22 protein-coding genes and 1 pseudogene are annotated in these 19,981 nt (G+C 39.4%); 21 read left to right on the top strand and 2 right to left on the bottom strand.

Going from position 1 to position 19,981, the window contains the following annotated elements:
- From ACEW80_RS31330 to ACEW80_RS31345, 4 genes and pseudogenes are all read left to right on the top strand, one after another.
- Positions 1–265, top strand: a pseudogene (locus tag ACEW80_RS31330) (restriction endonuclease subunit R); the annotation flags it as partial.
- 2 nt (positions 266–267) lie between these two features.
- The gene (locus tag ACEW80_RS31335; protein WP_373530349.1) at positions 268–1,449 is read left to right on the top strand and encodes a cysteine desulfurase family protein; all 1,182 of its coding nucleotides are present in this window, start codon (positions 268–270) and stop codon (positions 1,447–1,449) included.
- A 160-nt stretch (positions 1,450–1,609) separates the two neighbouring features.
- Entirely contained in the window at positions 1,610–1,873 is a 264-nt protein-coding gene (locus tag ACEW80_RS31340; RefSeq protein ID WP_373530376.1) for a hypothetical protein, read from the top strand.
- A gap of 669 nt (positions 1,874–2,542) precedes the next feature.
- Positions 2,543–3,277 carry a hypothetical protein gene (locus tag ACEW80_RS31345; protein ID WP_373530350.1) on the top strand — a complete coding sequence of 245 codons (735 nt, stop codon included), beginning with the start codon at positions 2,543–2,545 and terminating at the stop codon, positions 3,275–3,277.
- Positions 3,278–3,512: 235 nt separating this feature from the next.
- On the opposite strand, the gene ACEW80_RS31350 is transcribed toward ACEW80_RS31345, so the two are convergent.
- On the bottom strand, positions 3,513–3,950 hold the full coding sequence (locus tag ACEW80_RS31350; protein WP_373530351.1) for a hypothetical protein: 438 nt from the start codon (positions 3,948–3,950) through the stop codon (positions 3,513–3,515).
- 175 nt (positions 3,951–4,125) lie between these two features.
- Here ACEW80_RS31350 and ACEW80_RS31355 point away from each other — a divergent pair, with 175 nt between their 5' ends.
- The 17 genes from ACEW80_RS31355 to cas6 all read left to right on the top strand — a co-directional run bounded on the left by ACEW80_RS31355 (position 4,126) and on the right by cas6 (position 18,721).
- On the top strand, positions 4,126–4,431 hold the full coding sequence (locus ACEW80_RS31355) for a CRISPR-associated protein Csx3 (RefSeq protein WP_373530352.1): 306 nt from the start codon (positions 4,126–4,128) through the stop codon (positions 4,429–4,431).
- Between the two features lie 8 nt (positions 4,432–4,439).
- Positions 4,440–5,033 carry a hypothetical protein gene (locus ACEW80_RS31360; protein WP_373530353.1) on the top strand — a complete coding sequence of 198 codons (594 nt, stop codon included), beginning with the start codon at positions 4,440–4,442 and terminating at the stop codon, positions 5,031–5,033.
- 12 nt (positions 5,034–5,045) lie between these two features.
- The gene (cas10, locus tag ACEW80_RS31365) at positions 5,046–7,451 is read left to right on the top strand and encodes a type III-B CRISPR-associated protein Cas10/Cmr2 (protein WP_373530354.1); all 2,406 of its coding nucleotides are present in this window, start codon (positions 5,046–5,048) and stop codon (positions 7,449–7,451) included.
- Positions 7,448–8,158, top strand: a complete 711-nt coding sequence (locus tag ACEW80_RS31370) for an RAMP superfamily CRISPR-associated protein (RefSeq protein ID WP_373530355.1) — start codon at positions 7,448–7,450, stop codon at positions 8,156–8,158. The genes cas10 and ACEW80_RS31370 overlap by 4 nt, the downstream gene beginning before the upstream one ends.
- Positions 8,155–9,378 (top strand): CRISPR-associated RAMP protein Csx10, encoded by a 1,224-nt coding sequence (gene csx10, locus ACEW80_RS31375; protein WP_373530356.1) that lies wholly within the window; start codon positions 8,155–8,157, stop codon positions 9,376–9,378. Before ACEW80_RS31370 ends, csx10 begins: the two co-directional genes overlap by 4 nt.
- Positions 9,375–9,785 (top strand): hypothetical protein, encoded by a 411-nt coding sequence (locus ACEW80_RS31380; protein WP_373530357.1) that lies wholly within the window; start codon positions 9,375–9,377, stop codon positions 9,783–9,785. The genes csx10 and ACEW80_RS31380 overlap by 4 nt, the downstream gene beginning before the upstream one ends.
- A 178-nt stretch (positions 9,786–9,963) precedes the next feature.
- Positions 9,964–10,965, top strand: coding sequence for a putative CRISPR-associated protein (locus ACEW80_RS31385; RefSeq protein ID WP_373530358.1), 1,002 nt, complete (start codon positions 9,964–9,966; stop codon positions 10,963–10,965).
- Positions 10,966–10,972: 7 nt separating this feature from the next.
- A complete protein-coding gene (gene csx7 / locus ACEW80_RS31390) occupies positions 10,973–11,848 on the top strand; it encodes a CRISPR-associated RAMP protein Csx7 (protein ID WP_373530359.1) in 876 nt (291 codons plus the stop codon).
- 10 nt (positions 11,849–11,858) lie between these two features.
- Positions 11,859–12,479, top strand: coding sequence for a hypothetical protein (locus ACEW80_RS31395; protein ID WP_373530360.1), 621 nt, complete (start codon positions 11,859–11,861; stop codon positions 12,477–12,479).
- Between the two features lie 31 nt (positions 12,480–12,510).
- Positions 12,511–13,491 (top strand): RAMP superfamily CRISPR-associated protein, encoded by a 981-nt coding sequence (locus ACEW80_RS31400; RefSeq protein WP_373530361.1) that lies wholly within the window; start codon positions 12,511–12,513, stop codon positions 13,489–13,491.
- On the top strand, positions 13,488–14,012 hold the full coding sequence (locus tag ACEW80_RS31405) for a hypothetical protein (RefSeq protein WP_373530362.1): 525 nt from the start codon (positions 13,488–13,490) through the stop codon (positions 14,010–14,012). The genes ACEW80_RS31400 and ACEW80_RS31405 overlap by 4 nt, the downstream gene beginning before the upstream one ends.
- The gene (locus ACEW80_RS31410; RefSeq protein ID WP_373530363.1) at positions 14,009–15,079 is read left to right on the top strand and encodes an RAMP superfamily CRISPR-associated protein; all 1,071 of its coding nucleotides are present in this window, start codon (positions 14,009–14,011) and stop codon (positions 15,077–15,079) included. The genes ACEW80_RS31405 and ACEW80_RS31410 overlap by 4 nt, the downstream gene beginning before the upstream one ends.
- Before the next feature lie 2 nt (positions 15,080–15,081).
- Positions 15,082–15,732, top strand: coding sequence for a hypothetical protein (locus ACEW80_RS31415; protein WP_373530364.1), 651 nt, complete (start codon positions 15,082–15,084; stop codon positions 15,730–15,732).
- A gap of 453 nt (positions 15,733–16,185) precedes the next feature.
- Positions 16,186–16,410 carry a hypothetical protein gene (locus ACEW80_RS31420; protein ID WP_373530365.1) on the top strand — a complete coding sequence of 75 codons (225 nt, stop codon included), beginning with the start codon at positions 16,186–16,188 and terminating at the stop codon, positions 16,408–16,410.
- Complete coding sequence (locus ACEW80_RS31425) at positions 16,407–16,889, top strand: hypothetical protein (RefSeq protein ID WP_373530366.1); 483 nt, start codon at positions 16,407–16,409, stop codon at positions 16,887–16,889. Before ACEW80_RS31420 ends, ACEW80_RS31425 begins: the two co-directional genes overlap by 4 nt.
- 25 nt (positions 16,890–16,914) lie before the next feature.
- On the top strand, positions 16,915–17,310 hold the full coding sequence (locus tag ACEW80_RS31430; protein ID WP_373530367.1) for a hypothetical protein: 396 nt from the start codon (positions 16,915–16,917) through the stop codon (positions 17,308–17,310).
- A 250-nt stretch (positions 17,311–17,560) separates the two neighbouring features.
- Positions 17,561–18,721: a CRISPR-associated endoribonuclease Cas6 gene (cas6, locus tag ACEW80_RS31435; protein ID WP_373530368.1), complete on the top strand. Its 1,161-nt coding sequence runs from the start codon at positions 17,561–17,563 to the stop codon at positions 18,719–18,721.
- A gap of 296 nt (positions 18,722–19,017) precedes the next feature.
- Here cas6 and ACEW80_RS31440 read toward each other — a convergent pair whose 3' ends face one another.
- Entirely contained in the window at positions 19,018–19,959 is a 942-nt protein-coding gene (locus ACEW80_RS31440) for an N-acetylmuramoyl-L-alanine amidase (RefSeq protein WP_373530369.1), read from the bottom strand.
- Positions 19,960–19,981 lie beyond the last annotated feature (22 nt).

A 19,981-nucleotide genomic window follows, 5' to 3' on the forward strand; every position in this document is an offset into this window, starting at 1 on the left:
GTTAGTAATTGAATCTAAAAGGTCTAGCTTTTCTCTTTTAGAAGCCATACCTCAAGCACTTGTTTATATGTTGGCTAATCCTAATCAAGACAAACCTACTTTTGGATTAGTAACAAATGGTAGTAATTTCATTTTTATAAAACTGACTAAACAAAATACACCAAAGTATGCATTGTCTGATGAATTTACGATGTTGAAGAGAAAAAGTGAATTGTATCAAGTTCTAAGTGTATTAAAAAATTTGAGTCAAATTTTGAGTCAATAATTATGTCTATTCGTCCTATATACCTTGATTGTCACGCTACTACAGCCGTAGATGAACGGGTACTAGCAGCAATGCTCCCCTACTTCACAGAACACTTTGGCAACCCATCAAGTATTAGTCATATTTACGGCTGGGAAGCGGAAGCTGCTGTCAAACAAACGCGAGAGGTTTTAGCAACAGCAATCAACGCCACACCAGAAGAAATTGTTTTTACGAGTGGTGCAACAGAAGCGAATAATTTAGCTATTAAAGGTGTTGCTGAAGCTTATTTTAAAAAAGGTCAGCATATTATTACTGTTGCCACTGAACATAGTGCAGTTATTGATCCTTGTAATTATTTAAAAACTCTCGGTTTTGAAATTACTATTCTTGCTGTCCAAAAAGATGGATTGATTGATTTAACTGAGTTAAAAAAAGCTTTCCGTCCTGAGACGATTTTGGTATCGGTGATGGCTGCAAATAACGAAATTGGTGTGTTGCAGCCTTTAGCAGAAATTGGGGAAATGTGCCGCGATGAACTACGCTCCGCCGGGGGCGATCGCAATATCATTTTCCACACCGACGCCGCCCAAGCTATTGGTAAAATTCCCCTAGATGTGCAAGCGATGAAAATTGATTTGATGTCGCTAACCGCACATAAAGTATATGGGCCAAAGGGCATTGGGGCGCTGTATGTCCGCAGGCGCAACCCCAGAGTGCAACTAGCTCCTCAGCAGCACGGCGGCGGACATGAGCGGGGAATGCGTTCTGGTACATTATATCCACCCCAAATTGTCGGCTTTGGGAAAGCTGTAGAAATTGCTTTGGCAGAACAAGCGACAGAAACCCAACGACTAACTCAGCTAAGGCAAAGATTGTGGTCACAGCTTTCGCAAATTGAAGGAATTCATCTCAACGGACATCCTCAAGAGCGATTGGCGGGAAACTTGAATATCAGCGTTGAGGGAGTGGATGGAGCCGCACTTTTGCTAGGATTGCAGCCAGTAATGGCCGTCTCTTCTGGTTCTGCTTGCTCGTCTGCAACCACTGCACCCTCCCATGTTCTCACAGCATTGGGACACTCAGAACAGCTAGCTTATGCTTCAATCCGGTTTGGTATTGGCAGGTTTAATACTGTAGAAGAAATTGATCGGGTAGCGAAACACGCGATCGCTACCATTCAAAGTTTACGTAAGCAAAACTAATTAAAAATAAGCAGTGAGGAAGCAGAGGGAGAATAACTAATCCCCCAATCGCCCAATTAAGTACAAATGTACTATAATATAGATAGCGTCCACAAAGCCTAGCCAAATGCGTAACAACTTTGTGAAAACCTTCTGGAAGATGGATTTAAGGGTTAGTCCGATGATGAAGCATTACATTCTCAACCTCAATCCGACTGCCAAGCATGAATGGGATCGGTGCATTTTACGTGATCCACTGACTGCCAAACGCCCAGACATTGCCAAATTAATTGCCGAAGCAGTTGGTGCAGATACAGGCAGTTATTTGGTGAGTGTGAATATTGAAGTTCAAGTTTTACAGCAAGCTGCGATACCTCAAGCCGAACAACTCTCGCTTTCATTTCCAGAAGTCAGTGTGCCGTCACAACTGCGGGAAGCGGCTTAAGGTAAGGTGTAGGATTTTACAATAGATATAGCGGTTCCCATTCAGATGAGGTACAACATTATATCGCAAGGTGTAGGGGTACGGCACTGCCGTGCGCCTACGGGTGTACCTTACTAGGTGGGGAAACGCTATATTGTTGGGTTACATTTCGCTTAACCCAACTGAAATTTTTTTTACAACTCAATGCAACTTAGGATTAGGCTACTTCAGGATTTGCCCTCTCACACTATGGAGGGGGCTAAAGCCTTATTACAAATCTTTAATCATTCACGCCCACTTACTTAGTGGGTTTGTTTTAATCAGTGCTATGGCTGCCGCTTGCTCATCTTGTCTAGCATCGCCCCCTTTCACCAAGACTAAAATTCTACCAAGACAAGTAAAGAGCGCTGCGATCGTCATTGCTTGGTGCGGACATCGCGTTGATAGTGTAGTATCACGAACGATCAGATTACTCTATTAACTGAACTATGCCCCAAGGTGCGGCAGCTACGCCCGTTGTAGACATTGCTCTTTGAGCAGAGAGTAGCCGATCGCATTCCGAGAAAAAAGGGTCGGGTAATAAATTATTTACTGTTCTATCAAATTAACGTTGTTAAGTTACTCAGCAGGTGTAGTTTTCACCTTAAGGCTGTGTTAAATATTGTGACGCCAAACAGGAGTATAAATACGTTGCCAAAGCTTTCTCCAGAATCTCCTTTATTTATTTTGTTAATCATTATTAGTTTTCTAGTAGTAACTTTGTCAACTTGGTTATCATCTAAACCATTTATTTTAAAACCATTTGGGCTGAATGATATTATACAGTTACTCACATTGCCATTGTTTATTTCTTTATTATTAGAGCGTTCTTTAGAAGTTTTTATAACTACTTGGCGAAGCCCATTTGTCGAGCAATTAGATATTATTATCCAGCAACAAAAGTCTCTAATCTCTGAAAAAATAAAACTTATAGAAGTGCAACAGAAACAAAATCAACTATCTTCTTTAGAATCCAGTCAAGTCAGCGGACTACCGCCTGAAGGAATGAGTTTAGAACAGCAAATTATCTACAATTTTACTCAAAATAAAACAGAACACTTAAAAATATTCCAGCCAGAAATTGATGATTTGAATGAAAAGGAGCGCCAAAGATCAGCTTACAAATCTGATACCCGAACAATTGCTTTATGGACATCGCTTTTATTCGGTCTTTTAATAAGTGCAATAGGTATTCGCTCAATTGAACCACTTGTAGTTATTGATTTTAGTAATCCAATACAAATAGTTATTTTCCGTTGTTTAGATGCATTGCTAACAGGAGGTTTAATAGCAGGAGGTAGTGAAGGAATTCATAAGCTAATACAAGTTTTTATCGACTTTATGGAAGCTACATCCAAACAAATAAAAAATCAGGGATTCTCTTGATAAAACGAAGCACTTTAGTTTCCAGAATGCTAAGTAATAATGTTTTCAGCTTTACCACCGCAGAACTGGGTTTTAGCTTTAGCTTAGTGAAAAGATGCATTGGATACTTTTTTATTTGGAAGTCCCTAATATTGAGTGGAGGCGTATGTTTCGCCTCACCCTTAGCTGCTGCGTATGCCTACTCCCGAAGCCGCAAACAAAGGCACATGTTCGTCCCTAATCCTTCCTTTTTTGTTCAGGTCTTTGTGTACTTATCAATTACCTTAGCTAAGTCTGGTACTGCTTCTTCTACGTGTTTTTTTGCTGAACCGCGAAGTTTTTCATAAGTACTTCGCACGATTTGGCGTTTCACGTTTTTTGCCCTCGCATCAGTAACACTCAATAATGCGTCTGCCGTGTCTGAGGAATTCGCAATGAGATGCCCAACTGGGTCACCCTTCTGCACGCCTTCAGTCCAAATGGGATCAAGGGCTTTCAAGCACTGCGGCAGGATCTGCTCGACAACGTAAGGGATGTATCCTGGCTTAACACCCTTCAGGGCGGCGAAGGTAGTTTTAAGAGCCATGCCGCTTATACCTGACTTAGACGCAAGCTGTCTATCTATCATGTTGCAGCAGTCATCTATGACCATAGCCTTTTTGGTCGGGTTCAAAAGTCCGTCGCTCAGTCCCATTTAACTCCTCCTTAATATTTAAGTGCTTAATTTCCATTCAACTAATTTTTTAGCAAGCAGGAAATTACAGAAAATGGTATCAGAATTAGATGATGTTCACAGATTTGATCTATTTCTGGAAGTATCTTCTTCCAGTTACCTGTATGATAGAGCCATTCTTTGATATGTAAAAAAAATGACTACTTACAAAATCGCCTTTGAAGGTGAGGTATTAAAAATCGGATTTGCTGAACCAGCACAAAACGATCAAATTGTCAAAGATGCGGCGGCACGTCTTGAGGAGATGAGTAAAGCAGGAGAGCTAGGAGGGGGAGTATTACTCAAGATTAATGGCCCGGTGTCTGTGCCTGTAGCTTTTGTATTGGCACATAAGGTAGGGCATCTTTACGGGGCGATCGCATTTTTTGACCCCAAGTTAGGCAAGTATGTTGTCTGCATTACCCATAATCCAGCATACAGCTTGGGTGACTTAGTTGATTAAAGCTTTATATGCAACAGTTACCAATCAAAGTTGTTCTTTGCGGATCTCCTCATTCAGGAAAGTCTTGTTTAAGGGACGGTTTAAAGCAAGCGATGATGTCAATGCATCGAGATGGGAAAGCGCCCTATCCTCATTTCATCACAGCTTGTCCTGATGGGGAAGGTGCATGGTTTGCCGAAACAGTACGTAACAATGCTGCTTTAGCACAACAGTTAAAGGATGAGTATAAATCTAAATTTACTTTAGAATTTGCTCAACAAAAAGCAATACAAGTGCAAAATGCGTGTTTACCTCTGAATATGATTGATTTAGGTGGCAAAATTGATCAGAAGAATAAATTAATTGCATCTTATGCTACTCATGCGTTAATTTTATTTAGAGATATTACGCAAATTAGTCCTTGGCAGGAGTTTTGTTTGGAACTCAATTTGCAAATCATTGCCTGTATCTACAGCGATTATCACGGTGTTGCAGATCGCATTGACTCAGAGTTACCCATACTTACAGGTAGCGTTCATCGTTTGCAGCGTGGGGAGGATGTTTCAGGGCGTCCGATGGTACAAGCTTTGGCGCGGTTGTTGGTGGGGTTGATTGGTAGGTAGGAGTATGTAGAAATGAAAACAAATAATATGGAAAATCCAAGCTCTATTGTGATTGCGATCGCTTGGTGTTTAGCTTGGGGTAATGAGCGAAAGCCTAAGTTTGCTTTAGCAGTATTGCAGCAAATGCGCCAAGCTTTGAAGCATGGGGAAGAAGTGCCAGAAAAAGTGCGATTCCTTGTCGAACAAGTGCAGCAATTACAAGGTATTCACAAAAATTACTTTCCAGAATCTTTAAATGAATTAAAGAGTAAGTATTCTGATTTATGGAATCAGACTAACCGCATTGGCTTAGTTTATGGTGGTGCAACTAAGATAAAACAATACGTATTTGAGTCATCTAAAATTCAAGATATTCGTGGTGCATCTGCCTTATTAGATCGCATTAACCTGATTGATTTACCTGCATTTTTTAATAAAAATCCTAAGTCAAACCAGTATACAATTCAGTGTAATGAAGTCAGAGAATGGTTGAATGACACTATTCCTATTGATTCCAAACTTTCGGAAGCACTAATTTCAGAACTTATTATTTATTCCACAGGTGGTAATATTCTGGCATTTTGTCCATCTGCATTTGTTGATGATTTAACAAATGCAATTGAAAAACGTTACACTGAAGAAACTTTAACTGCTAACTCCTGCGCGGTGGGAGATACATTTAGACTTCTAGAAATTCGCTTTGGGTTGCTACGAGAGCCTATTGAAAATACACTTTGGCTAGATTGGTATCGTCAGAAATATAAAGAACCACTTGTTCAAGCTTATTTTGGCAATCTGGAGAAGAATCTAGAGAATTCTAAAACCGAAAGATTTAATAATTTAGCTGTGTCTGTTGAGGATGCTTTTGCAGACCGCAAGAGTTTTAATGAACTGACAGCAAAATTAGTAATTCTATTTAACCAACGTCGCAGTGGTCATGACCTTTCTAATCGTCCCAGTCGGTGCTATCCTCCAATGTTTGAAACGCATCCTTACTTGATGCGTGATGAAGGAGAACGTAGGTCTGCGGTAATGATTGTTCAACCGCCAGAATTGCCTAAAGAATCCCATTTTTCTGAAGCTTCGGCTCGTAAACATTTAGTTGGTTACAGAGCAAAAAAAGGAGAGCCAACACAGCCTAAATGGTACGACAACTCTCAATTGACGTGGAAAAGTATCAGAGTTGAAGGCTGGTTGGATAAATATAATTCATTTCTCGATAAGAATCCTAGTTTAAAACAGCAATACTACGCAGGTCTTAAACCTGATGACATTGAAATTTCCCAAAACCTCAGCCATATTGGTAATGCTAGTAAAGATTTCATTGCTTATATCTATGCTGATGGCAATAATATCGGTGGTTATATTCAGAAAATTCGGACTCCACAAGAGTATCAGGAGTTTAGTCGAGATGTGGAATTGGCGACTGAGTATGCAGTTTATCAAGCGTTAGCAAAGAATCTTAATCCTCATAAATTGTATAAATTAAATGATGAGGAAAAAGGGCTAGAGAACGGTGATTTAGTTCATCCGTTTGAAATAATTACTATTGGTGGTGATGACATTATCTTGATTGTACCAGCGAACAAAGCACTGGCGATCGCTCAAACCATTGGAGAGCAATTTGAAAAAATTCTCCTAAAACAAGTGCCATTGGGAGAAAGCATAGAGAGTGAAAAGATAATCGGTGATTATAAAATTAAGCAGGACAGTAAGCCCATAGACTTAAAAAAATGCCATCGCTACAAACCGATAGAGGCTCTACCTTCTCAATGTCAACTTAGCACCTCAATTGGTGTGCTAATTACAGCATATAATACTCCCATTTATTATGCCAAAGACTTAACAGAACAATTGCTAAAATCAGCTAAAGAACGTGCCAAAAAGTTGAAAAAGGCTGGATACTGTGGTGGAACAGTAGATTTTTTAACTATGAAATCTGTCACCATGATTTCATCTGACATTAAGGAATTTCGTAAACAGGCATTGACAAAAAACCTAAAACCAAAGTTAAAGCTTTATGCCGCTCCTTATACATTACATGAATTAGGAGGCTTAATCAGAGTAATAGAAGCTTTGAAAAATGTCAAATTTCCCAAGTCGCAACTTTACCAAATTCAGAGTTTATTAGAAAGAGGTAAGCAGACCGCCATTCTCAACTATCGTTATTTTCGAGTACGACTCAAGCAAGGCAAACAAAGTTTTGATTTGCAAGAACAGTTTGAACAAGCTTGGTGTCAGCCTAAAGATTCAAATAATAAGGGTAATTTAGCCCCGTGGATGTATGACGATGGGACACTTGAGGATGATAAATCAGACTATCCTCTTTTTGAAACAATTTGGCGAGACGTTGTAGACTTGTATGATTTTATTGCTTCACCAGATGATGATAATGATGCAATTGAAGCACAGATGGCGACTACTCAGGATGACTTATGATTTATCTACGGCAATTATCAAACCCTATCACCTCATATTCAATTACGGCTGTAATTGAAACTGCTTTGTGCGTTGGTGCAGGCGGTTCTTCTGGTTCATTGGCAGATAAACCAATTGTAAAAAACTCTGAAGGAAACCTGCTCATTCCTGCTTCTCAACTCAAGGGTAGATTACGCCATGAATGCGAAAAAATTGCTAGAGGATTGCATTGGGCAACCTGTGCTTCTCCCAACCCGCAAACTATGTGTCCCCAAAGGGCAGGGTTAACTGGTAACTTTGAACGTACACAATATCAAGTATCAGGTTATGAAGGACAGCATCATTGCCTGATTTGTCAAATATTTGGGAATCCAGTTTTGCCATCCCGTGTAATCTTTGATGATTTAATCTGCACAGAAGACCCAGACAATTTACCAGAGGTATTGCGTCCGTGTGTCACAATTAATCGCCGCCGCCACACCACCGAGGAACAAAAACTCTACTTTCTAGAAACCTCGCCAGCCAATGCCCAACTTAAATTTACAGGACATATTCATCTATGTGCTACACCAGTCTATACAGGAGCATTAATTTTAGCTGGACTGCGACATATTCACGCTTTGGGTGGTAGTAAATCAGCAGGTTTGGGCTGGCTGCATTGGGAATTTCCTAACCTACCGTTAGAACAATCAGCGTGGGATTTTCTGGAAAAAGGAGGTGAGCAATGAAACAGATTAATTTGGAAATTAAAGCGTTGTCTGCTTTAGCTATTGGGCGATACAAGCCGGGTGGTTCTGTGACTGAAGCCGAAAGTTACATTCCCGGTTCTGTAATTCGGGGTGCGATCGCTGCTGTAATCTTAAAGTGGGCTAATACATCTATTAGTGATGGTGACAATTTTCACGAGCTATTTTTAGGTGAAAATCCGGCAATCTTCCAAAATGCCTATCCTGCAAATATTAAAATTCAGTCAGAAGTCAGAGTATTACCCGCTACTGCTTTAAGTTCCAAAAACAAGCCAGGTTTTAAGTCCGAACCCAATGACCTTGTGCATAATGGCGTTTTTGATACTTTGATTGACCGTTTCTGTGCTGAAGGCTATGGACATCTTTACGATCCCAATTGCCCTACTGACGGCGGTAGAGTGGATGCTTGCACTGGCTTTTACCAAATTCAGAGCAAATATTACAGCAATTCTACAACTACTCGTCTGTTAACGCGAGTAGGTATTAACCGACGCAGAGCAACTTCAGAAGAACGAGTTCTCTACAGCCTTGAAGTCTTAAATGAATCTCAAGATCACAAAGAAAAACCGATCATATATACAGGGAAAATCTTTGTACCAAATGATTTAGCAGAATCTCTACAAGTTTTTATTGATAATCATCAGGAAGATTTACGTTTAGGTGGTGCAACTTCACGCGGATTAGGAAGAGTCAAGATTGAAGCAAAGCCACCTGTAGAAATTAAACCAAGTGTCACTAATAAAATAAAACAGTTCAATGATAAATTGCATCAACGTTGGCACGAATGGAAGAATATCTTTGGTAATCCAGTAGAAGATTTAGCAAAAAATCGGATATATTTCACCCTTGATTTGCAAGCCGATGCCATCTTAACTGAAAACTGGCGATGCACTACTGTAATTTCAAAAGAAATGCTTCAAGAATTAACAGACGTTACTGATTCTTCCCTAGAACTTCATGCAGCTTACAGCAGCTATGATTATCGTTCTGGCTGGAATTCAGCTTGGGGGCTTATGAAAGATGTGGAGTTAGTTACCAATAAAGGATCTGTATATTTATTCAGTACATCTAATGAGGATTTATGGATAAAAACCTGGGAAAATTTAGAAGTAAAAGGATTAGGCGCTCGCACTTCTGAAGGTTTCGGACAAGTGCAAATCTGCAATGAATTTCATAGTGTATTTAGAGAGGAAGCAGTATGAGCAATTTATCAGAGCAACATAAACAACTGGAGATTCAAAAAGGCATCCGTCAGGCTGAAGATGAGCTAGTCACCTGGATTCAGAATGCTTTAGATAAAACAAAATATGGGGATTTAGAAGAGTCACAATTTCGTAACTTAGTGCGTGTATCTGATACTACTGAAAGTGCAGAAGTGATTAAAAACTTTATCCGCTATCAAGTAGGACGAGATAAAAAATGGGGAAGAGGTAAAGAATCTCTAGCTGAGAAAATAATTGAAGATATTGATGGCAGCATCAAGACAAATGCTCAAATAATTGCCGAATGTTGTCAAGCAGACTTTAAACCTATTTGGCTAGAATTGATTCGCCGCTATTTAGGCTATGGCGCACGTCATTTGAAGTATAAACGCGACGGTGCAGCATAATTGCAATACCCTGCTTATATGCCAAGATAAAATTATTTTTTGAATTTTCAGGTATAAAACCATGAGAAACACACTTATTTGTACAGTCGGTACGAGTCTATTCAATAATCTCAAGTATGCAGAAGATTCAATTAAGCAATTATTTGAGTCTAAGAACTGGAATCAGTTAGCTTTATCATTGCTTGAGCATAAAAACTCAGATCGTATATGTGGCGCAGAAATCAACTCAATTACAAGCATCTGTGATAAAAATTTACTAGCGGCACGTATACGTTTAATATTTTTAGTTTCAGATACGGATGACGGAAAAACTACCGGGACTTTGCTGAAGTTATATTATGATAATAAAAAAAGTAATCCTTTGCCTTTTGGGAAAGTAGAAGTACGCATACTGAAAGGATTACGTGATGATGATGTCAAGGCTTTTAAACAGCAGGGTTTAAAAAATCTTGTACGGGAAATTAGTAATGAGGTGAGAAAATTTAGCCCAGAAGCAATTGCTATTAATGCGACTGGGGGCTACAAAGCACAGATATCATTCGCTGGGATGATTGGACAAGCATTAGAAATCCCAGTTTACTATTTGTTTGAAAAATTTTCAGAGGTGATTGAACTTCCTCCGCAACCTATTGCCTTGGATCTAGCTTTTTGGCTGAATAACTATCTACTTTTTGAAAATCTAGAGAGTGAGCAAATAATTGAAAAGTCAGAAATTGAAGAAAATTTAGAAAGTAATTATTTTGAGTCACTGATTGATGAAGAGGCTGATGGCGAAAAAACTTTAGTTAGTCTTTCAGCAATGGGAGTATTATTTAATGAGCGTTGTCGATTACAATTTGCTAAACAAGAAAATAGCATTCTTTCTTTAATTCCTCAAGATGACACTGAACCAGTGCGTAAACCCATAAGTTTGAGAGAGGATCACGGCATAGATATTCTCCAGGCATTTGCTCAAAAAATATGTCGTTCTCCCTATGTCAAAAAAATTATTAATTCCCTTCCATTCAACTCAAGACGTACTAACCCAATTCGTCGGACTACTAATGATGGAGTTGTAGAGTTTGTTCTAACTTGGACGGATAAAGGATTGGGTTTATGTATTCAAACAACAGGTCGAAATAAAGCAGAAACAAATACTATAGCCTTGCATCTACAAAAAGAATTTGCAGAAAATAATTAATTCAACTATGTTTGACACATTTAAAAATCGCCTAAAAATTACAGGTAAACTCACCACAATCACAGCATTACGCATTAGTGCAGGTCGCTCAAGTGAACCGATAGGATCTGATTTACCCGTAATTAAAGATGCTTTAGGTAATCCATTAATACCGGGTTCTAGCTTTAAAGGAGCATTGCGATCGCGCCTCGAAAGTTTCCTCAGAGGTATTGTAGGAAATAATCGCAAACTGGTTGCAAATCCAGCAATTGAAAATGAATGGTCAATCACATCGCAAGAAATGAAGCAGTTAAAAGATAGTTACCATGATGACCAAGCTTTAACTGAAGAAATTCTTAAACAGACAGATTTAGTATCTCATCTATTTGGTTCTCCCTGGATTGCTAGTAAGTTCCAAGTACGGGATTTAACAGTAGTGTCTGATACCTGGTTTGGACAATATCAGGAAAGAGACGGTGTAGCAATTGACCGAGACACCGAAACAGCCGCAGATGGTAAACTTTACGATTTTCAAGTAGTTCCGGCTGCGACACAATTTGACTTTAAAGCTGTGGTGGAAAATGCAGAACTTTGGGAACTGGGACTGTTGATGATTGGCTTACATCAGTTTGAGACAGAACAAATACCTCTGGGTGGGGGGCGATCGCGTGGCTTGGGTGTCGTTAAACTAGAAATTGAGAAAATGCGCTGGTTTGATGTCAACAACGACCCAGAAAAGTTACTCACATACTTACAAGAATTAGTCATCAGTAATACAATTGATGACATATCGAGTTATGAAGACGGTAAGCAGTTTAAGCAGGATTGGACTTATGCTCTCATCAAACATTTAAGAGACAATATCAATAAGAGTTCCACAGTTGAAGCAACACAAAATTCTTGAGGAGGATAATATGGCTTTCAGTAGTTACAAAACCATCGGTGAAGTCCTTAAAGCATTTCAGGTTATCTATACAGAAGCTAATTTTATAGGCAAAGCTGAGTTTAATGTTTCTGACTACTTCCGGGAAGATTTAGACACTATGATGCGGGACGGTGTTGTTGATAACTCAGAGTTTTCTATTTGTGAAAATCTGATTTATCCAGTCCTCAAAGAAGTTTGGAAGTGCTACCGCAGTCAGTTCATTTTATGGGGTCATCATTCATTAAATTATGATGAAAAATTATCAGGCTTTCCTGAGTATATTTTGGCTAAAAAATCTCCTTTAGGAAAAGTGGTATTTGATAAGCCGTACTTCATCTTAGTAGAAGCAAAACAGGATAATTTTGAAACTGGTTGGGCGCAATGTTTAGCAGAAATGATTGCTGCTCAAAGGCTTAATGGTGAATTAAAAATAGTTATCTTTGGTATTGTTTCTAATGGCGATCGCTGGCAATTCGGTAAGCTAGAAAACGAAATTTTTACGAGAAATATTACATTTTACACCATTCAGGAAATAGATAAACTCTTTGCTGCTGTCAATTATATTTTTCAACAGTGTGAATTGCAGCTAAACAATTTGGTAGCTGCTTAATAATCCAAATTTTTATCAAGAAAATTTAGTTATGCACAAACGATTTGTTAATCACTGCACAATTTATTTAACCTTAATTCCCGACGGGCCAATTCTGATTAAATCTGGTAAAGAAGGGGCTGATCCGACTAAGCCTGATATGGAATTTGTGGAAACCTATCATGCTGGTGGACGTTCTATATATTTACCAGGAAGCAGTTTAAAAGGAGCAATCCGCGCCCATGCAGAACGAATTGTTAGGACAGTGGGTAGTGAAGAACGTCCTCCAGAAAATACTCAGAGGCTTTGGGCTAATAACCCTTTAAATAATGATAGCTATCTAGAAAATTTGAAGAAACAAAATCAAAATAATCCTACCATTGGAGCGAAGTTATATAAACACTCCAGTTTTACAGATAAAATGTTTGGTAATACTTCCATTGCTAGCCGAGTCAGAATTGAAGATGCTTATCCTGATAAATCTCAGGCTCTCAAAATTGAAGAACGTAATGGCGTAGCAATTGATAGAGTATTTGGTTCTGTAGCAGTTGGCCCATTCAATTATCAAGTTTGTACTGTGGGTGAATTTCACACTAAAATTCATTTGAAAAACTTCACTTTGGCACAGTTAGGTTTAATTGGTTTAGTGTTGCGGGATTTAGATGATGGCTGGTTTGGTTTAGGTTTTGCAAAATCTCGCGGATTAGGTACTGTGCAGGTGAAACTAAACTCAGCCGTTGTGCAATATCCAGGTTGTGAATTGAGAAATGGGAAGATTTCTGCTTTTGGTAGTCAAAAGGAATGGGCTATAAATCTGCTATTAGGTGCTGGAGAATTTCTAGAACAAAAAGAAGCAGAATCCTACGGTTTTCTACCAGAAGACCACCAGTATACTGAGTCTGCAACAGCTGAATTAATGAATTTAGGTTTTGGTGTGCAGTTAACTTGGCAAGGTGAAGGCCAAACGGGTGTCCATGAATTATTTACACAAGCGGTTCAGTCTTGGAGTAGTTTAATACCGAGGGTAAAATGAAACCTTTTGTTGGTGTTGGCAAGCAACTTTTAACAGTTATTCAACTGCAAGAATTGATAACAATATTAGCAACTAATCCTAGTTATTACTTTTTACGTTGGACTCACACAGTTAGTGGAATTAAAGAACAACGACCTACAGAAAAAGAATTTCCTATGACCGAGGGGCAAATGTTCAATCAAGAGTGTGAATTGAGGTGGAAGCAAAAAAGTAAAGAGTGTTATGAAGTGTTACTACTAACTATTGCTGACAATCATCATAATTTTGAACCAGTGGGTGAAGGTTGGCGGATAGAGCCTAATAATCCTCAAATTTTTCCATCTTATGGATATCCCGCTTATGGATATCGTCCCGATGAAACACGATTTCCTAAAAAGCTAATTTTCCCAAATGGTTTAGATATTCGGTTAAAACAAGAAAATAACAATAAGCCTAAATTAGCTCAACGTTATTTTATAGATAATGAAACCTCGACTGTGCAATTTGTTGCTCTAACCGTAGAGGAGGCAGGCCAAAAATGACTGTTAACCGTCCTCAAAGACCGCAGCCACCAAGTACACCTAACCGTTCTAGCGGTGGAGATTCATCGCCTGAACTTCCACCGAAACCCTATGAATTTGTCTCTTTTCCTAAAGAAAAACCTAACTTACAGCGTCCTGCTGGACATCACAAATATTTTAGCGATCGCCTGCATGGCACTTTATATCTTACTCTAAAAGTGCAGACATCTCTCCACATCTCCACCGGAGTAGTTGTCATGGGTAGCGATATTGGCAGCGATCGCATTCCCTTAATCAAAACAATGGTACAGGGTGTTGACCAAAAGCTCTCAATTGGTGGCAGTTCTCTCAAAGGTTGCATTCGGTCTGTGTATGAGGCGATTACTAACAGCACTTTGGCAGTAACTACTTCTAAGTATAAAAGGGATAATAAATATCCCAGTGAACGTTTACCTTGTAATGATAAGGAAAAACTTTGCCCAGCTAGTAGAGTATTCGGTGCGTTAAATTGGCAAGGTTTACTTGATTTCAACGAAGCCAAATGTGAAAGTATGGAATTTTCTACTGGATTTATGCCTTCGTTGTATCGTCCCCGTCCAGATGAACGTAGTGCATACTTTATTCAGGGTAGAGTTGCAGGACGTAAATTTTATTACCACACTATCAGAGCAATTGATAAAGGGCAAAATTCTGGGATTCCCGTACAGCAAGCGGGAAGAGAATACATCTTCAAAACTCAATTACACTTCAAGAATTTGCTACCAGAAGAGTTAGGAACTTTGTTGATTGTCTTAGGACAAGATTCTCAGTGTCCCATCGCTTTAAAAGTGGGTGGCGGTAAGCCAATTGGTATGGGGACGATGACAGTAACTATAGACAAAATTGCGCGATCGCAAAGTCTCGAAAAGCGATATTCTGCATACAAAATCAATGAATCTGATGAGTTAATCGGGGATGTTTTGCAACAGTTTATGCAAACACAAATCCAAGCGGCTTACTTGCGCCTGATTCAGCAACCCCAACTAGACGAACTTACGGCTGTGCTGCGCTATCCAAGCGATCGCGAACCCCCATCTGGAATGTACTAATCATGACAATAGTTGAAACTTCTTCGGAATCTTTGACAGATGCACAGTGGGAAATTGCCCATGCGATCGCTCAAACTTTGGTAAAAGAAAATACAGATGTTAACGAGTTGGGAAAAGTAGTTGCTTATCTCCGTGCATCAATTCACCAACCAGATGCAATCTCCAGGCTTTTTAAATACTTGAAAACCTTAGTGAGTAGTGGTAGACAAATTGGCAACAGTGGTAGAACCACAGATTATTACCGCAGTATTGATAAAGCTTGTAGTGATTATCTCAAAGGTGTTCAAGATGCCTACACGATATTGCAAATATTAGGCTGGGTATCTCGCTTGATGCGTTACTACAAAGATGCAGGGCCAATTGGGGAGATTCCAACCTCCAGAACACCTACTTTTGAGTCACCCCGCCAAGCGGAAATCAGTAAAGTTGCTCAATCCCAAAATTTTACGGTTGACCACATATTAGAAGCAACAGTCATCAAAATAACTGGTAACAAAGTAACTTATGAGATTCTGGGAGCAATTAAGCTAACCGAGAAAGAACCGAAGAAAGCTAGTTTTCTCCAGGAAGGGCAGACAGTTCAGGTAAAAATTGTGTCTCTTAAGGAAGACGGTAGCATTAAAAGTGTAAAGTGTTCAAACCAAGTGACTTAAGTATAATTTTTTACTAGTGTTTATACTGTTTTTTCTGAGTTAGTAGTGTTATAATAAATGAGAACACCTAAGTAAGGATTTCATCCTCTATGACTGAATCTAGACAAAACTACACAGTACTAGACTGCTCTTCTGCATCGACGCATTCTGAATCTTTTCAAAAACAGTATTGTTCTTTTACTGAATTTTCAAAAACAGTATTGTTCTTTCACTCAATATCAAGTCACACCTCCAGTATCAGTTACTCAACCAGTCACTCAACTGTCAAAGACTATACTCTTTAAAGTGAAAGTGTAAGTTGCTCGCAGGGACGGGTTGGCCTATTGACAAGCTTTACTTTAGGTAGGGCTACCTTAAAATAAAGGAGATTGCGAAAATAGAGTGCCTAGTGACTATATCTTCGCTCTCCTTTTTTTCACGTACAAAAGGAAAATCCGGTACAAAGAGCAAATCATGAGCGAGCAAAGAGAAGAAAAAGTATACTTAGTTACAGGTGTAAAGGTAGCACTTGATAGTGAAGATGGTATTTTAATAGCAGGAATACTTTCAGGCAGTCCATTTACTAATAAGCAAGAATCAGCATCAGAAGCAAATTTGATAGGTAACTTTGCATTTACTCGACAACAAGCTACCTTCTTGAGAGACCGTCTAAACGAATTTTTAAAGGAAAAAGAATGATTTCAAACGGAAATTCAACACAAAAACGTTGGGATTATCTAGATAAGACAGATACTTCTTGGAGTCACTTTGGTGAATTTTCTCTAGTTTTAACTAAAACGGATAAATTACCAAGTTTTGATGCAATTTCTAGAGTAAAAGAATTAGTACAAAAGTTAACTGAAGTAGCTAATGTCAACAAGGTCAGGGCTATAGCTCTAAGATTTCCAGATATCCATTGGATTGATTTTGAACTAGAGTTGCAAACCGAAACTGAGTTATCACATGAACTCTGGGAGATTGTGCAAAATTTAGTAATTGACTCTGAATGGAAGTTACGGGATGATTCTGGAGAAAAATGGTATTTCCATGCTGAACCAGTCAGTAGGTTTTCCAAACTTCGAGAGGGTTCTAGAGTAATTAATAATTATGACAATAAAGAACCTACAGTTACAGGTAAACAAATTTCCAGCTTCAATCTTAACTTAGTCGTGGGTTAATTAACTCTAAATTTTTTACACAAAAATGACTTGTGATTACTACCTTGAGCAAGCTAAAAGCAATGAACAAGCAGCACGTAGCCTTGAACAAACTTATCCAGATTGGGCTATTACTATATGCTTTTATGCAGCACTGCACTGGGTAGAATACTATGCGTGTATAACAGAATGTAATATTGAGCTAAAATATCCCTGGCCATCTCGCCATAACTCTCGTAAGGATTACGTAAGAGATTTAGCAAATCAACTAGGTAACAGGAGTTTACGGAACGCTTATATAGAATTAGAGGGTGAAAGCCGTAAAGCTAGATATCTACAAGATATAACTACCAATGCAAAATTGTATTACACTAAAAATAAATTTAGAGTTACTCAATCCTTTCAAAACTTGCAAAAAATCAAGCAAGTACTAGGTAGCTAACTTATATAAATCCCCGTTAGGGGACGGAAACGAATAACCGTCATATGCTGACTAACAGTCAAGTACTGTTACCAGGCTGACTCCATAAGGAGACGGAAACATTAATCCGTGAGATGCTAGACAACTGAATTATTCAATCTCTCATCTCTCTTCCCCGCAAGGGGACGCAAATAATTAAATTAACTCGCTTTCTTCCCCCAAAGGGGATGGAAATTGCGTACAATATTTGACATCGTTATGGCATTCTGCAATGCCAAAAACAGCTACATCCACTAAGCGCAAAGCCAAGCCACAGTCAGAGTTTCTTCCCACATGGGCAGATGACACTGAACTGATGGGATTGGTGTTTGACCTTGAGCCAACTACTTCCACTTCCCTCTACTCTCAGTACACAATTGGACTCCATGCCTGGTTTCTTGACCAAGTACGCCAATTCAACCCAGAACTTTCTGCATATCTGCACGATGGAGAGTCGGAAAAGCCCTTCAATATTTCGGCGCTGTCAGGTCAACTCCTCGCCAGTGGTAGACAACTGCAATTGGAAGCCAAGCAAATTTACCATTGGCACATTAATGCGTTGTCTCCAAGAGTTGTGCAGTTTCTCAGGCAATGGTTAGCCCAACTGCCCCAAATCCTGGACTTAAGAGATGCTCCCCTGCAAATAAAACAGGTTAGTATCGCTCATCCACCCACTACCTACGCGCAACTATTGCAGTTATTACCAGAGAAACACCATAACGTCAATTTCAGCTTTGTCTCGCCTACTAGCTTTCGCCGCAAGGGTCATCATTTTCCCCTGCCGGTGCCAGTTAATCTCTTTCACAGCTACCTACGTCGCTGGAATGACTTTTCGGGAATCCCAATCGAACAAGAAACTTTCCTTGACTGGATAGATGAAGGGGTAATTATCCATCAGCATCGTTTGGAATCGGTGAAGGTGGCAGCTGGCAAGCGGGGTTCAGTAACTGGGTTCACAGGGGCAATGTCCTGTGGTTTGACTAAAGCGGCTTTAGCTAACTGTGAGTTTACCCGGCTATTTTATGCTTTGGCTCAACTCGCCCCCTACTGCGGTACGGGACACAAAACTACTTTTGGACTGGGACAAACTCGCTTAAATTTAGTGAAACCAGAGGTAAGTTTATCTACTCAGGTGCTAACAAATCTGCTAGGAGAACGCATTGATGAATTGACAGTGCTATTCACGGCACAACGAAAACGCACAGGAGGCGATCGCACTGATAAAATTGCTTCTACATGGGCAACTATCTTAGCACGCCGCGAGATGGGAGAATCATTGCAGGTTATATCCGAAGATTTAGAGATGCCTTACGCTACTGTAAAGACTTACGTAAAGTTAGCTCGTCGGGCGCTCAAGTCGGAGAATGCCAATGAAACGGGCTGTGAAAGCTAGCAAAAAATGTGTGTATTTATACAATAAAATAGTAACAATTATTATAAGCTTGTGAAGCCCTTTACTTTTATACTTTTGGCGAAACTTCACCGCCAAAAAAACACCAGAGCGATAGGAAATTACCTGTGATCAAGTGCAATTGATGCTTATCAAAAGCAACTTGTAAAGTTGAACATATCCCTGTCAACAACATACGTGACTTCCTACGCCCTGGTTATTTCCTTTGATTATTTTAGGTCAACGGCTTCAGGCGATCGCTATAGTTCTATAATCCAAATGAGTAATTAGCCATTAGCCTAACCAATTAATTTCTGCCAGCTAGCAGGCCCGACAATCCCATCAGCATCTAAACCATTTTGCTGTTGAAATTTCTTAATTGCAACCTCTGTTTGCGGCCCGTAGACGCCATCATTCTCAACACCTACACGGTATTGTAAGTATGCGACAACTGTACCACCAGCATGGTTTGGTCTGATGATTCGTTTTGCCAAAATTAGATTTATGGCATTCCATGTAGCTGCGTTAGCAATTCCAGTCGGCTGAATTCCGACAATAGTCTGAAATTTTTCTGCGGCAGATTTGGTGTTAGCCCCGGTGAAGCCATCTTCCACTAACGCCTTACCATTTTTATCGGTTATTTTTAGTCGATTTAAGGCTTTTTGCAGTCTCAGAATAGTGGTATCTACATTATCCTCTTCATCTGATACGGGGTTAACAGGAACACTTGATACTTTACCAGTTAAACCTTTGACGATCGCATTGGCCATTGCTTCTGGCTCAAAAAGATTCATGTCTTTTGCCGAATCGATGAAGCAACATTCTACAAGAATCGCAGGCATATCTGTGTTTCTCAGAACAAACAAGTGGGAACCACTCTTAACGCCACGATTGAAAAATCCCAACTTGACGATTTCATCTAATACAGGTTTAGCGATTTTTCTCCCCGACTCACTAGTTGCAAATATTTCTGTGCCATTAGCTTGCCTGTTAAAGGCATTAAAATGAATTGAGACAAAAATATCTACTTTACTGGCATTAGCTGTAGTACATCTTTTCGAGAGCGATTCCCGGACTGTACTAGCACTACTTGGTTTACATACTACCACTTCATTTCCTAAGGCTCTTAACTTGGTTATAACTCTATTCCCTACATCTAGAGTTAAATTATCTTCAATTTTGATTCCTCTAGCTCCCGTATCTGGTGGAGAATTGTGCCCACTATCAATTCCAAATTTCATGTTTTTGTCCTCAATTTACTTA

The organism is Nostoc sp., from assembly GCF_041747015.1.
GTDB lineage: Bacteria > Cyanobacteriota > Cyanobacteriia > Cyanobacteriales > Nostocaceae > Nostoc.